Origin of the sequence: Undibacterium sp. Ji42W (assembly GCF_049340405.1) — a bacterium.
In the GTDB taxonomy this organism is placed as follows: Bacteria; Pseudomonadota; Gammaproteobacteria; order Burkholderiales; family Burkholderiaceae_D; genus Undibacterium.
Map to the genome: position 1 here is coordinate 43099 of NZ_JBMPOV010000011.1, position 12487 is coordinate 55585.

Genomic DNA, 12487 nt, shown 5'->3' on the forward strand with positions numbered 1-12487 from the left:
GAAAAATATGCAAGTTATTCTGTTGGATAAAGTCGTTAATCTCGGCAATCTGGGTGATGTAGTTCGCGTTAAAGACGGCTATGCACGTAACTTTTTGATTCCACAACGTATGGCTCGTCGTGCTACGACAGCTGCAGTTGCTGAATTCGAAGCAAAACGCGCTGAACTGGAAAAAGCAGCAGCAGCCAAATTGGCAGCAGCTCAAGCTCAAGGCGAAAAACTGTCCGGACTGACCGTACAAATTACACAAAAATCTGGTGTAGATGGCCGTTTGTTTGGTTCCGTCACTAATGCCGATATCGCTGAAGCCCTGACTAAACAAGGTTTCGCGGTAGAAAAAGCACAAGTGCGTTTGCCACAAGGTCCGTTGAAGATCGCTGGAGAACACAGTGTTTCCGTTGCTTTGCACACAGACGTTGTTGTTGACGTTAATGTTGCCGTAGTAGGCGAACACGCGTAATTTGTTTTTTTGCAAATTGCTGAAAAAAAGCCGGGGATTCCCGGCTTTTTTCATGTTTGACAGCAAATTTCACTATTTATCTGTTTGTCACAAACTTGTCACAAACTCGCTAACTTCTCGTACTTCGAACCCTCTGGTAATTTGATTTAACGGTTATAATGCGCGCCATGAAAGCTGGTTCTGACCCTCAAGTTGACGCCTTACGCGTCCCTCCCCATTCCATAGAAGCAGAGCAATCTGTTCTGGGTGGTCTATTGCTGGATAACGCGGCTTGGGACCGTATCGCCGACTTTATTGGCGAAGAAGATTTTTATCGCTATGACCACAGGATTATCTTCCAGTGCATAGTCAAACTCGTTAATAGTTCGCGTCCTGCAGACGTCATTACCGTTTTTGAGGCATTGACAAGCACCGGCAAGGCAGAAGATGCCGGTGGCCTGACATACCTGAATGCGCTTGCACAGAATACACCCTCAGCCGCCAATATCCGTCGCTATGCAGAAATTGTCCGCGACCGTGGGGTGCTGCGCAAGTTGATCACTGTTGCAGATGAAATTTCAGGCAACGCTTTCAACCCGCAGGGTAAAGAAGTCAAGCAAATGCTGGATGAGGCTGAGTCCAAGATTTTTGCGATTGCCGAAGAAGGAGCCCGTGGCGCCCAGGGTTTTCAGGCTATTCAGCCCTTGCTGACCCAGGTGGTCGAACGCATTGATGAGCTGTACAACCGTGATAATCAAAATGATATTACCGGTGTACCTACTGGCTTTACCGATCTGGACAAGATGACCTCAGGCTTGCAGCCAGGTGATCTTGTGATTGTTGCTGGTCGTCCGTCGATGGGTAAGACTGCCTTCTCATTGAACATCGGTGAGAACGTCGCTATAGACAGCGGCTTGCCGGTCGCTGTGTTCTCCATGGAGATGGGTGGTGCACAGCTGGCCATGCGTATGTTGGGCTCGGTAGGGCGTCTGGATCAAAGCCGTTTGCGTGTTGGCAAGTTGACTGATGAAGACTGGCCGCGCCTCACGCATGCCATTCAAAAGATGAATGAAGCACAACTGTATATCGATGAAACGCCAGCGCTGAGTTCTATAGAATTGCGCGCACGCTCACGTCGCCTGGCACGCCAATGCGGCAAGCTGGGCCTGGTGATTGTCGATTACTTGCAATTGATGTCGGCCAACTCTGCTGGCGAAAATCGTGCGACCGAAATTTCTGAGATTTCCCGAAATTTGAAGGGACTGGCAAAAGAACTGCATTGCCCGGTGATTGCCTTGTCTCAGTTAAATCGCTCCCTGGAGCAAAGACCGAATAAACGCCCCGTCATGTCTGACTTGCGCGAATCTGGCGCGATTGAGCAAGATGCTGACGTTATCATGTTTATTTACCGTGATCAGGTGTATAACCCGGATTCCCCAGACAAGGGAACGGCAGAAATCATTATTGGTAAGCAGCGTAATGGTCCTATTGGCAGTGTGCGCCTGACTTTCCTGGGTGAATATACTAAGTTCGACAACTATGTTGGCTCCCTGTCGATTTATGGTGATAGTGAATAATTTTAAAAAATAAAATGCTGGTGCTGGTGGGTAGACGCAAAGTAGTAAATCAAGACTTAAAAGTAGAACTGTGTTGCCAGGCGTGATTGTTCGCACGCACTTGCCTGAGCAATTCTAGAAATCTTATATTTTCAGTGAGAATAAAATGTTTGGACGCTTGATGCCCACCGAGGGCAAATTTTTTGAACTCTTCAATCAACATGCAGAGTTATGTGTCAAAGGCTCCAAGGAAATGGTTGCCTTGATGACGAACTTTGATGATCTGGAGATCCGTGTTCATGCGATAGAAAGCATAGAAAAGCAGGCAGATACGGTTACCTACAATACGATAGAGTTACTGCATAAAACTTTTATCACACCACTTGACCGTGATGACATCCATAAGCTGATTACGCGCATGGATGATATTCTGGATTTGCTGGAAGATGCCGGCCAGACCATCTCTTTGTACGATATCCGTGAAATCACGCCAGAAGCAAAGCGTCTGGCTGAACTCTGTCTTGGTTGCGCTGAAAAAGTAAAGGCAGCAGTGGCCTTGTTGCATAACATGGATAATTCCCGCGAAATCCTGGCGCTGTGCGAAGAAATCGACCGCCTGGAATCGGACGCTGATCACGTCATGCGTGCTGCCATGTCCAAACTGTTCCGCGACGAACCTGATGTCCGCAATCTGATCAAACTCAAAGCGATCTACGAAATACTGGAAACAGTGACGGATCGTTGTGAAGATGTTGCCAACATCATAGAAGGCATTATTGTTGAGAACGCTTAAGCGTCTGACTTTTTTATTTTGACGCTTAATTGACGCTTAACAGTTCTCTGTCAATGCAGAGAGCGAACAAGGGAATTCACTTTTATGCAATCCTTTCATATGAGCCTGCACGTCGTCATCTTATTGGTGGTGCTGGCATTGTTATTCGATTTCATGAACGGCTTCCATGATGCCGCTAATGCGATCGCAACCGTTGTGTCGACGGGTGTTTTGAAGCCTAGCCAGGCAGTAGCCATGGCTGCCTTATTCAATGTCTTTGCTTTTTTTGTTTTTAATCTGTCAGTGGCCAAAACCATAGGCAAAGGCACGATTGATCCTATCATTGTTGACCACTATGTCATCTTTGGTGCTTTGGTCGGAGCGATATTCTGGAATCTGGTGACCTGGTATTTTGGTATCCCATCATCGTCTTCCCATGCCCTGATCGGCGGCTTGATTGGTGCGGCAGTAGCGAAAGAAGGTACTGGGGCTTTGATTGCTGCTGGTCTGTACAAGATCATTTTGTTTATCGTCCTGTCACCATTGCTGGGCTTTGTGCTGGGTTCTGTGATGATGTTGATCGTCTCCTGGTTGTTTGTTAAATCGACACCGAGGAAAGTAGATAAATGGTTCCGTCGTCTGCAACTGGTGTCGGCTTCTGTTTTCAGTCTTGGTCACGGTGGTAATGATGCACAAAAAACCATGGGCATTATCTGGATGCTGTTGATTGCCGCTGGTTACTCCAGCGAAGCCGACAAGGGACCGCCAGGCTGGGTGGTCTATTCCTGCTATGCAGCTATCGGCCTGGGTACCTTGTTTGGTGGCTGGCGTATTGTTAAAACCATGGGTCAAAAAATTACCAAGCTTAAACCTGTTGGTGGTTTTTGCGCGGAAACCGGCGGTGCCATTACCCTGATCATGGCAACTGTATTGGGCATTCCTGTATCAACAACGCATACCATCACTGGTGCAATTGTTGGTGTCGGTTCAGCACAAAAAATGTCGGCGGTGCGTTGGGGCGTTGCCGGCAATATTGTCTGGGCCTGGATTTTGACCATACCGGCTTCTGCTTTTGTGGCAGCCATAGCCTGGTGGATAGGCAGGCATATCCTGTAGTTCAAGATATTCATGCATAAAAAAACGCCTCAGTTCACATTGAACTGAGGCGTTTTTTTTGGGGATGCTCACGCTTACATCTGTTTGAACAAATGCACAAAACTGCGGCTGACTTCAAGTTTCTCTGTCAGCCCTTTGATTTGCACGAGATGGCGGCCACGCAGGTCGCGCACCACGCCAGAAATAGCCTTGGCATTCACCAGGGTCGATCTATGGATTTGCCAGAACAGGGCGGGGTCGAGTTCGTCTGCCAGATCGCGCACAGGCTTGCGTATCAGCGCTTCATACGTGGGTGTCTGTACTCGCGTATATTTTTCATCAGACTGGAAGAACAGAATTTCTTCAACCGGTATCAGGCGTAGCTCCTGGCCTATGGAGGCCTGTATCCATTGCAGGTAATTTGGCTTGGGGCTGATACCCATTTGCTTGGCCAGTTGCGACAGCATGCTGCTCATGTCGTTGGGCTGGCTTTGGGCTGTTAATCTGGCCTTCAGTCTTTCTACCGTGCGCGTCAGTCTCTCTACATCGGCAGGTTTCAAAACATAATCAACGGCACCATGGTCAAAAGCCTGTATCGCATATTGATCGTAAGCTGTAATGAACACGATATGCGCCTTGCTGCCTATTTCCTTGGCTGCTTCCAGGCCGGTCTTGACCGGCATGCGTATATCCAGGAAAGCCAGATCTGGTTTATGTGTTTCTACCAGGGCGACGGCTTCTTCACCATTCTTGGCTTCATCCAGAATTTCCAGCTCGGGCCAGACCTGTTCCAGGCGCGACTTTAACTGGTCGCGCATCAGTCTTTCATCATCAGCAATTATGGCAGTAGGCATGTTCAGCGTTATTGAAATCTAGTTGGCTAATTCGTAAGGGATTTCTATAGTAACGCAAACTCCACTGGGTTGATTAGGGGTAATGATCATTTGACCCTTTTCTTTGTAAATCAATTTCAGGCGTTCACGTATATTTTGCAATCCCAGTCCTGTACCGTTGCTGGGCATGGCACCAAATCCCAGTCCATCATCGCGGACGGAAACGCGCAACTTGTTGTGCGCGACCTCTGCATGAAAGTGGATGGTGCCACCCTCAGCCTTGCATTCGAGGCCGTGCTTGATGGCATTTTCGACCAGGGATTGCAACATCATCGGCGGGAAGGATGCGCTGCGCAAACCTTCTGGCATGATGAAGTCGACATTCAATCTTTCTTCCATACGCATTTTCAGCAATTCCAGATAAGATTTGACCATGTCCGCTTCGCGGCCCAAATTGGTCACACTGGCATTTTCACGCATTTGTGGCAAGACAGCACGCAAGTAAGCAATCAGGCTGCGCTGCATGGCGGCTGCACGCGGAGGATCAGTTTCTATCAGATGTTCGACCGAGGCCAAGGTATTGAACAGGAAATGTGGCTCTACCTGGGCTTGCATCATTTGCATCTGTGCTTCGCTGACCTGGCGTAACAGGGATTCGCGCTCTGCCGTCATGCCAGCTTCTTTGGCTTTTTCTTCGGCGCGCACTTTGCCACTCATCAGGGCTTTCATGCCAAACAGACCAAATACCAGCAAGACCACGAAATTGACAAACCATTTGGAAGAGGTGCGCTTATAGCTGCGCACTTCTTCATCAGCGGCATCGGCAACTGCATTATTGATTTCTTCGCTGATTTCCTTGGCTATTTCAGCAGGCAGTTTGATGTGGATATCGTCATTTTCTGAGATTGAAGGCGGGCTCGGTGGCGACGGTGGTGATATTGCGCCAGGGGCAGCCGGTGCGGAAGGCGGGGCTGGTGGTGCTATGCCACTGTCCTTGTTAATGTGGACACCGTTCTCATCGATCTCTATCTGCTTGCCCTTGCCGTCGATATTGTTTTTACGGATATGCAGGCCAGTATTGTCTATTTCTATACTGGTGTCGCCGTCCGTGATTTTGCTTGTTTTCTTGGATTTGCCTGACGGGTTGCTTTTTGTGACAACCACCTTTTCTTCTGATGTAAACAGCATGTCTTGCAACATGCTGCCCGCAGTAATGGTGATAATGGCAAACAAGAAAAACTTCCACCAAGATAATTTGGTCACCCAGGCTGCCGTTGTGTCAAAGCTTTTGCTAAGCCATGCCACCAGGTCGGCAATGAGCTGCTTGATCGTATCTGCATTGGTATTATTCATGATGCTTCTCTTTTAACGGTTATCCCTGATATTTCAGCCTGGCGTCATACACTGGCTGTTGGTGACTTTTCAGTCCATGTTGATACTGTAGGGAAATCGTGCTGGCTTTGATAGTGACTTGCGACAGTCTGCAAAAAATGCAGGACAGAATGGAAAATGCCACATTTAATATGCATGGTCGCTGATGCAGGGAGTCGGAATGGTGGTATGTGTTGGAAGCAGCAGACTAGAAAATCCAGTCTGCTGCTTGAAGAGAGATTATCTGCTTGCCAGCCAGGTATGCAAATCATCGCGGGACAGGGGCTTGGAATACAGATAGCCCTGGGCGATATGGCAATCGTAAGAAAGCAGAGTGTTTGCCTGCATTTCACTTTCCACGCCTTCGGCAATGATGGATAGCCCCAGGTTTTTGCCAAGTTGAACAATCATTTTAGCTATACTGCCTTCATTTGGATTCTTCTGAATCTCATTAACAAAGGCCCGGTCAATTTTCAATTTATCGACATCAAGTTTTTGCAGATGGCTCAGTGAAGAGAAGCCCGTGCCAAAGTCATCAATCGAGATGCTCATGCCCAGTTGCTTGATCTGGTGCAGGGTCTTGATCAGCAATTCCGGATCTTTCATGGCCATGGACTCGGTGATTTCCAGTTCTACATATTGCGGCGGCACTTGAGTATCTGCCAATGCCTTGTTCAGCGATTGCATGAATAGCGGATGTGAAAACTGTACTTGCGAGACATTGATGGCCATCTGGAAATTGGTATAGCCCAGGCTGCGCAAGTGCACCAGTTCAAGACAGGCGGTACGCAATACCCATTCGCCTATATCAACAATCAGTCCGGAATATTCGGCGATGGGGATAAACTGATCAGGCGGGATGAATTTGCCTTCATCGGTTTTCCAGCGCAGCAAAGCTTCTGCCCCAAGTACGCGGCCATCGCGCATGTCAATTTGGGGCTGAAACACCAGAAATAATTTTTTTTGCTCAAATGCTGCGCGCAAGGCATGCATCAGCAAGACGCGTTCGCGTATCTCTACGCCCATATTGCGGGTGAAATACTCATAGCCACCACGACGGTTCATCTTAGCGCGCTTCAGGGCGATATTGGTGTCTTTGAGCGCTTCTGATCCATCGCTATCGTAATCGTCAAGCTTGATCAGGCCTATGGTTGCTGATAATTGCACTTCTTGTTGATCAACGTCGAAAGGCGAGTTGAATAAAGCCAGAATTTTATCTGGATGCACCAGGTTTTCGTCGCCCAGCAAGGCAAAGGTATCGCTGCCTACTCTTGCTAATTGGCAATGTTCGCCAAAGTTGGCGACTAATCGTTGGGCAACGGAATACAGGAGTTGGTCACCAAACTGATGGCCCAGTGCATCATTGGTCTCGGCAAAGTGGTCTATGTCGATGAGTGACAGTGAGCTGTGGTTTTTGAGTGAAGTCAGCAGGGTCTCATTCAAAGTCTGTAGCAGCTTGAGACGGTTTGCCAAACCTGTCAGCGGGTCATAAAAGGCGTAGTTATGCAGACGCGAAGTCAGCATGACATTGTCAAGGCCCACCGATACATTGCCACAGAACACACCCAGCAGGCGCTTGTCCATTTCATTCAGATGCAGGCCAGTGTTGAGGTAGAGCGTAAAATCCTTTTGTGCGACATTATTGAAGTAAAGTGCGGTCGACTCTGCTTCAAACACACTTTGACGGGCTTCCAGTGAGCGTTTGACGATATCGCCAGTCGCATGGATGCCCAATTGCTCCAGTGGCTTGTTCAGGCTGCCCAAGTACATATTGGTGGCAGCGATAATATACAAGTCGTCACTTTCTTCCTGTAACTCCACTGGTACCTGGCGGGCGCACACGAATCCTTCGGTGTTGAGTCCTAATAAGCCGGCAATCTGTACCAGCACCCCCGCTGCAAAATTCTGTAGCCCTTGTAGTGCCATCAATTCTGTACTGGCATGAATGATCATTTCCAGGCCACGACGGCTGGCACTGATTGCACAAATCTGTTCGTAAGAGCGTATGGCTGAGGTGACTGCGGTATATAGCTTGGTGCGCGTCAGTTCTGATTTGGTTTTGTAATCATTGATGTCGTAATCGCGGATCGCATCAATTTCAGGCGCATAGCCTGGTTGGCCGGTGCGCAGGATAATGCGCACATCGGTCAGCCCCAGTGTTTTACGAATGTGGCTGACCAGTTGCAGGCCGGCGTCTTCCTGCTCCATGACCACATCCAGCAGGATGATGGCAATGTCTGTTTCATTTTTCAGGATGTCGCGGGCTTCTGCGGCGGAATACGCATGCAGGAAACTCAGGGCGCGATGCTGGATCTCCAGGCTGCCCAACGCAAAGGTTGTAGCGGAGTGGACATCCGGATCATCATCAATAATCATGATCCGCCAAGTCTGAGCGGGCCGTGAAGCCGCCGCAGTTTCATCGCTGTCTGGTTCATCTAAGAAAACCAGATCATCTTCAGAAGAGTGGATCGTTGAATTCATCTGTAATGCGGCTCCATGCTTGGCATATCGTATGGTAAGGGCACTGCAAAATTGGTTCCTTGCGGAACTATGACACTAAATGTAGCGTCAGCCAAGCTTCAAATATTTTTCATTGGTAAGAATAAAACAAGATTCGTCTGAGCGGGAAGAAAATTGCCCTGTATTTGTCTGGAATGTGCGAAAAATAGTGAAATCTTTTGCCACTTCAGGCAGAGGCTAAATTCAGCACGGTGCGCTTCACTGGTAAAATGGAGTTTATTTTGTCTAACCTCTCCTTTTCGAAATATTATGTCCGGTAATACTTTTGGCACCTTGTTTACTGTTACAACCTTTGGCGAGTCGCACGGGCCAGCCATAGGTTGCGTGATTGATGGCTGCCCGCCGGGCATGGAATTGTCGGAGGCAGACATACAGCCAGAACTTGACCGCCGTCGCCCTGGCACCTCGCGCCATGTAACTCAGCGCCAGGAACCTGATTTGGTCGAAATCCTGTCTGGCGTCTATCAGGGTAAAACAACTGGCACGCCGATTGGTCTGCTGATCCGCAACCAGGATCAGCGCAGCAAGGATTATGGCAATATCACTGAAACCTTTCGTCCTGGACATGCCGATTTTACTTATTGGAATAAATACGGCATCCGCGACCCGCGCGGTGGCGGGCGTTCTTCTGCGCGTCTGACGGCGCCTGTTGTTGGCGCCGCAGCGATCGCAAAAAAATGGCTGAATCAACAATATGGGACAGTGTTCCACGGTGGCATGCGTCAGTTGGGTGAGATTGCCATCCCCTTTCAAGCCTGGGAACATGCCGCAGCCAATCCATTTTTTGCCCCTACGACTGATGTTGCATTGATACAGCAACTTGAAGATTACATGGATGCCTTGCGCAAGGATGGTGATTCCATTGGTGCCCGGATTGATGTCGTGGCATCCAATGTGCCAGTCGGTCTCGGTGAGCCCATCTACGATAAGCTTGATGCAGAAATTGCCTATGCCATGATGGGTATCAATGCAGTCAAAGGTGTGGAGATCGGTGCGGGCTTTCGTTCAGTCGCACAACGCGGCTCTGAACATGGTGATGAGTTGACGCCTGAAGGGTTTGTCGGCAATAACGCCGGCGGTGTACTTGGCGGCATTTCTACTGGCCAGGATATTACGGTTTCGATTGCCATCAAACCGACATCTTCAATCCGTACCCCAAAAAGATCGGTGGATAAAGATGGCAATCCTGTCATGGTAGAAACCTTTGGTCGTCATGATCCTTGCGTTGGCATACGCGCCACACCGATTGCAGAAGCCATGCTGGCGCTGGTCTTGATGGATCATGCCTTGCGACACAGGGCGCAATGTGGTGATGTCAAGCTGGGTGCCTGATACCAGGTCTCCATTCCTCTTTCTCTGGTGTGCAGCGGGATCATGCTACACTGATAGCGCAGCTTTGCTGTACAACCAGTGGGTAACCTGTGAGCGCCTTGCTGCCGCTGCCTGGGTAATTCTGCATCCTGTTTTTGTTGCTCTACTTCAAAATATTCACTGGTAATTTTCCAAAATATCATCGAAATCCAGATGAAAATTTGGCGATTTTCATCAAACCCCCACATTTATACTGAAACTTTCATGCACCAATTTGGCGTGGGGGTTGGTTTTGCGTTGCACAATTGTGGCATAATCAAATGCGAAAAAAGATGCAGTACAGGATGTAGCAAGAACCAATGACTTATTTCCAGGCTTCAGATTATGCTTAAAACGCTTTACGATAAATTATGGGAATCCCACGTAGTCCATTCAGAAGACGATGGCACCGCAATTCTCTACATAGACCGCCATTTGCTGCATGAAGTCACCAGTCCGCAAGCCTTTGATGGCTTGAAGCTGGCCGGACGCCAGCCATGGCGCCTATCCGCCAATCTGGTGGTGGCAGATCATAATGTGCCAACGACAAACCGCGTCAATGGTATTGATGATCCGATTTCACGTTTGCAGGTAGAAACACTGGACGCCAACGCCAAAGAATATGGTTTAACCTATTTCAGTATGGCGGACAAACGCCAGGGCATCGTTCACGTTATCGGGCCCGAGCAGGGGGCAACCTTGCCGGGCATGACGGTCGTCTGTGGCGATTCGCATACATCCACTCATGGTGCATTTGGCTGTCTGGCGCATGGTATTGGCACATCTGAAGTCGAGCATGTATTGGCGACACAAACCCTGATCGCCAAAAAATCCAAGTCCATGCTGGTGCAAGTCGATGGTGCCATGCCTGTCGGTGTGACCGCGAAAGATATCGTGCTGGCGGTGATTGGCAAGATTGGCACTGCAGGCGGTACTGGTTATGCGATTGAGTTTGCAGGCTCAACCATCCGCAGCCTGTCGATGGAAGGCCGCATGACGGTCTGCAATATGGCGATTGAAGCCGGTGCACGCGCCGGTATGGTCGCAGTGGATCAAACTACCATCGATTATGTCAAAGGCCGCCCCTTGTCACCTGTTGGTCCGCATTGGGATAGGGCAGTCGAATACTGGAGCACCTTGCATACTGATGTTGGTGCCAAATTCGACATGGTGGTGACCTTGAATGCTGCCGAAATCAAACCACAAGTCACCTGGGGTACCTCACCTGAAATGGTGGTGGCGATCGATAGCCGTGTACCTGATCCTGAGCAGGAAAAAGATGCGGTCAAGCGTGACGCCATAGAAAAAGCCTTGATCTACATGGCGCTGCAACCGAATACAGCCATTTCTGATATCCGCATTGATAAAGTCTTTATCGGTTCCTGCACCAATTCACGCATAGAAGATTTGCGTGCTGCCGCTGCCGTGGTGCGGGGTAAATATCGCGCATCAAATGTCAAACTGGCGATGGTGGTACCAGGTTCTGGCCTGATCAAAGAGCAGGCCGAGCGCGAAGGGCTGGATCAGATATTCAAGGCGGCTGGTTTTGAATGGCGCGAGCCAGGTTGTTCCATGTGTCTGGCCATGAATGCAGACAGGCTGGAGCCGGGTGAGCGTTGCGCTTCCACTTCCAACCGTAACTTTGAGGGCAGGCAAGGGCAGGGTGGTCGTACCCATCTCGTGTCTCCTGCAATGGCCGCAGCCGCTGGGGTGGCGGGGCATTTTGTAGATGTACGTGGATTATCTTAATTTGCACGGAGAGATGACATGAAAAAGATATTTTTACTGGCAATGTGCGCACTGGTGCTGACAGCTTGCAATACCGTTCAGGGCTTGGGGAAAGACGTTAAAAAGGCTGGCGAAGCAGTCGAGAATGCAGGCAAAAAATAAGCACCGACATGGAAAAATTTACTTTACTCGATGGTTTGGTTGCGCCCATGGACAGGGCTAATGTGGATACTGATGCCATCATCCCCAAGCAGTTTTTGAAATCCATCAAACGCAGTGGCTTTGGCCCGAACCTGTTTGATGAATGGCGGTACCTTGATCACGGCGAGCCTGGGATGGACAACAGCAAGCGTCCTGTCAATCCGGATTTCGTGTTGAATCAGGCTCGCTACCAAGGTGCATCCATCTTGCTGGCGCGTAAAAATTTTGGATGCGGTTCGTCGCGTGAACATGCCCCCTGGGCCTTGGAGCAATTTGGTTTTCGTGCCATCATCGCGCCGAGTTTTGCCGATATTTTCTTCAATAATTGCTATAAAAACGGTGTGCTGCCTATCGTATTGGGTGAGGCGCAAGTTGATACTTTGTTCAATGAAGTTAAAGCCTTCCCTGGCTATCGTCTGATCGTTGATCTGAAGCAGCAAGTTGTGCGCACCAGCAATGGCAGTGTCAGCTATGGTTTTGATATTGACGCATTCCGCAAATACTGCATGCTCAATGGTCTCGATGATATTGGCCTGACCCTGCGCCAGGCTGACAAGATACGCGCTTTTGAGGAGCGTCATATGGCAGCGCAACCCTGGCTCGCCAATACTATCTAAGTCAC

11 protein-coding genes are annotated in these 12487 nt (G+C 49.3%); 8 read left to right on the forward strand and 3 right to left on the reverse strand.

Annotated features, from left to right (window positions below; all coding sequences use genetic code 11):
• Nucleotides 1-7: 7 nt before the first annotated feature.
• The 4 genes from rplI to ACO0LG_RS22370 all read left to right on the forward strand — a co-directional run bounded on the left by rplI (nucleotide 8) and on the right by ACO0LG_RS22370 (nucleotide 3883).
• A complete protein-coding gene (gene rplI / locus ACO0LG_RS22355; protein ID WP_110252961.1) occupies nucleotides 8-460 on the forward strand; it encodes a 50S ribosomal protein L9 in 453 nt (150 codons plus the stop codon).
• 167 nt (nucleotides 461-627) lie between these two features.
• Nucleotides 628-2016 carry a replicative DNA helicase gene (locus ACO0LG_RS22360; protein WP_423029766.1) on the forward strand — a complete coding sequence of 463 codons (1389 nt, stop codon included), beginning with the start codon at nucleotides 628-630 and terminating at the stop codon, nucleotides 2014-2016.
• 145 nt (nucleotides 2017-2161) lie between these two features.
• A complete protein-coding gene (locus tag ACO0LG_RS22365; RefSeq protein WP_110252962.1) occupies nucleotides 2162-2788 on the forward strand; it encodes a DUF47 domain-containing protein in 627 nt (208 codons plus the stop codon).
• Between the two features lie 84 nt (nucleotides 2789-2872).
• Nucleotides 2873-3883 carry an inorganic phosphate transporter gene (locus ACO0LG_RS22370; RefSeq protein WP_423029767.1) on the forward strand — a complete coding sequence of 337 codons (1011 nt, stop codon included), beginning with the start codon at nucleotides 2873-2875 and terminating at the stop codon, nucleotides 3881-3883.
• A 74-nt stretch (nucleotides 3884-3957) separates the two neighbouring features.
• Here ACO0LG_RS22370 and ACO0LG_RS22375 read toward each other — a convergent pair whose 3' ends face one another.
• The 3 genes from ACO0LG_RS22375 to ACO0LG_RS22385 all read right to left on the reverse strand — a co-directional run bounded on the left by ACO0LG_RS22375 (nucleotide 3958) and on the right by ACO0LG_RS22385 (nucleotide 8547).
• Nucleotides 3958-4716, reverse strand: coding sequence for a LytR/AlgR family response regulator transcription factor (locus ACO0LG_RS22375; protein ID WP_423029768.1), 759 nt, complete (start codon nucleotides 4714-4716; stop codon nucleotides 3958-3960).
• 18 nt (nucleotides 4717-4734) lie between these two features.
• The gene (locus ACO0LG_RS22380) at nucleotides 4735-6048 is read right to left on the reverse strand and encodes a sensor histidine kinase (RefSeq protein ID WP_423029769.1); all 1314 of its coding nucleotides are present in this window, start codon (nucleotides 6046-6048) and stop codon (nucleotides 4735-4737) included.
• A gap of 258 nt (nucleotides 6049-6306) precedes the next feature.
• Entirely contained in the window at nucleotides 6307-8547 is a 2241-nt protein-coding gene (locus ACO0LG_RS22385; protein ID WP_423029770.1) for a GGDEF/EAL domain-containing response regulator, read from the reverse strand.
• Between the two features lie 288 nt (nucleotides 8548-8835).
• Between ACO0LG_RS22385 and aroC the strand changes: the two genes are divergently transcribed.
• The 4 genes from aroC (at nucleotide 8836) to leuD (ending at nucleotide 12482) form a co-directional block, all read left to right on the forward strand.
• Nucleotides 8836-9918 (forward strand): chorismate synthase, encoded by a 1083-nt coding sequence (aroC, locus tag ACO0LG_RS22390; protein WP_423029771.1) that lies wholly within the window; start codon nucleotides 8836-8838, stop codon nucleotides 9916-9918.
• Nucleotides 9919-10281: 363 nt separating this feature from the next.
• Nucleotides 10282-11685 carry a 3-isopropylmalate dehydratase large subunit gene (gene leuC / locus ACO0LG_RS22395; RefSeq protein WP_423029772.1) on the forward strand — a complete coding sequence of 468 codons (1404 nt, stop codon included), beginning with the start codon at nucleotides 10282-10284 and terminating at the stop codon, nucleotides 11683-11685.
• An 18-nt stretch (nucleotides 11686-11703) separates the two neighbouring features.
• Complete coding sequence (locus tag ACO0LG_RS22400) at nucleotides 11704-11826, forward strand: entericidin A/B family lipoprotein (protein WP_110252970.1); 123 nt, start codon at nucleotides 11704-11706, stop codon at nucleotides 11824-11826.
• Nucleotides 11827-11834: 8 nt separating this feature from the next.
• Entirely contained in the window at nucleotides 11835-12482 is a 648-nt protein-coding gene (leuD, locus tag ACO0LG_RS22405; protein ID WP_423029773.1) for a 3-isopropylmalate dehydratase small subunit, read from the forward strand.
• The last annotated feature ends 5 nt before the right edge of the window (nucleotides 12483-12487 follow it).

What these genes read in the sequence shown, in the direction of transcription:
- aroC (WP_423029771.1), top strand. Translation starts at nt 8,836, where the DNA reads ATGTCCGGTAATACTTTTGGCACCTTGTTTACTGTTACAACCTTTGGC.
- ACO0LG_RS22375 (WP_423029768.1), bottom strand. Translation starts at nt 4,716, where the DNA reads ATGCCTACTGCCATAATTGCTGATGATGAAAGACTGATGCGCGACCAG.
- ACO0LG_RS22380 (WP_423029769.1), bottom strand. Translation starts at nt 6,048, where the DNA reads ATGAATAATACCAATGCAGATACGATCAAGCAGCTCATTGCCGACCTG.
- ACO0LG_RS22400 (WP_110252970.1), top strand. Translation starts at nt 11,704, where the DNA reads ATGAAAAAGATATTTTTACTGGCAATGTGCGCACTGGTGCTGACAGCT.
- rplI (WP_110252961.1), top strand. Translation starts at nt 8, where the DNA reads ATGCAAGTTATTCTGTTGGATAAAGTCGTTAATCTCGGCAATCTGGGT.
- leuC (WP_423029772.1), top strand. Translation starts at nt 10,282, where the DNA reads ATGCTTAAAACGCTTTACGATAAATTATGGGAATCCCACGTAGTCCAT.
- ACO0LG_RS22365 (WP_110252962.1), top strand. Translation starts at nt 2,162, where the DNA reads ATGTTTGGACGCTTGATGCCCACCGAGGGCAAATTTTTTGAACTCTTC.
- ACO0LG_RS22385 (WP_423029770.1), bottom strand. Translation starts at nt 8,547, where the DNA reads ATGAATTCAACGATCCACTCTTCTGAAGATGATCTGGTTTTCTTAGAT.
- leuD (WP_423029773.1), top strand. Translation starts at nt 11,835, where the DNA reads ATGGAAAAATTTACTTTACTCGATGGTTTGGTTGCGCCCATGGACAGG.
- ACO0LG_RS22360 (WP_423029766.1), top strand. Translation starts at nt 628, where the DNA reads ATGAAAGCTGGTTCTGACCCTCAAGTTGACGCCTTACGCGTCCCTCCC.
- ACO0LG_RS22370 (WP_423029767.1), top strand. Translation starts at nt 2,873, where the DNA reads ATGCAATCCTTTCATATGAGCCTGCACGTCGTCATCTTATTGGTGGTG.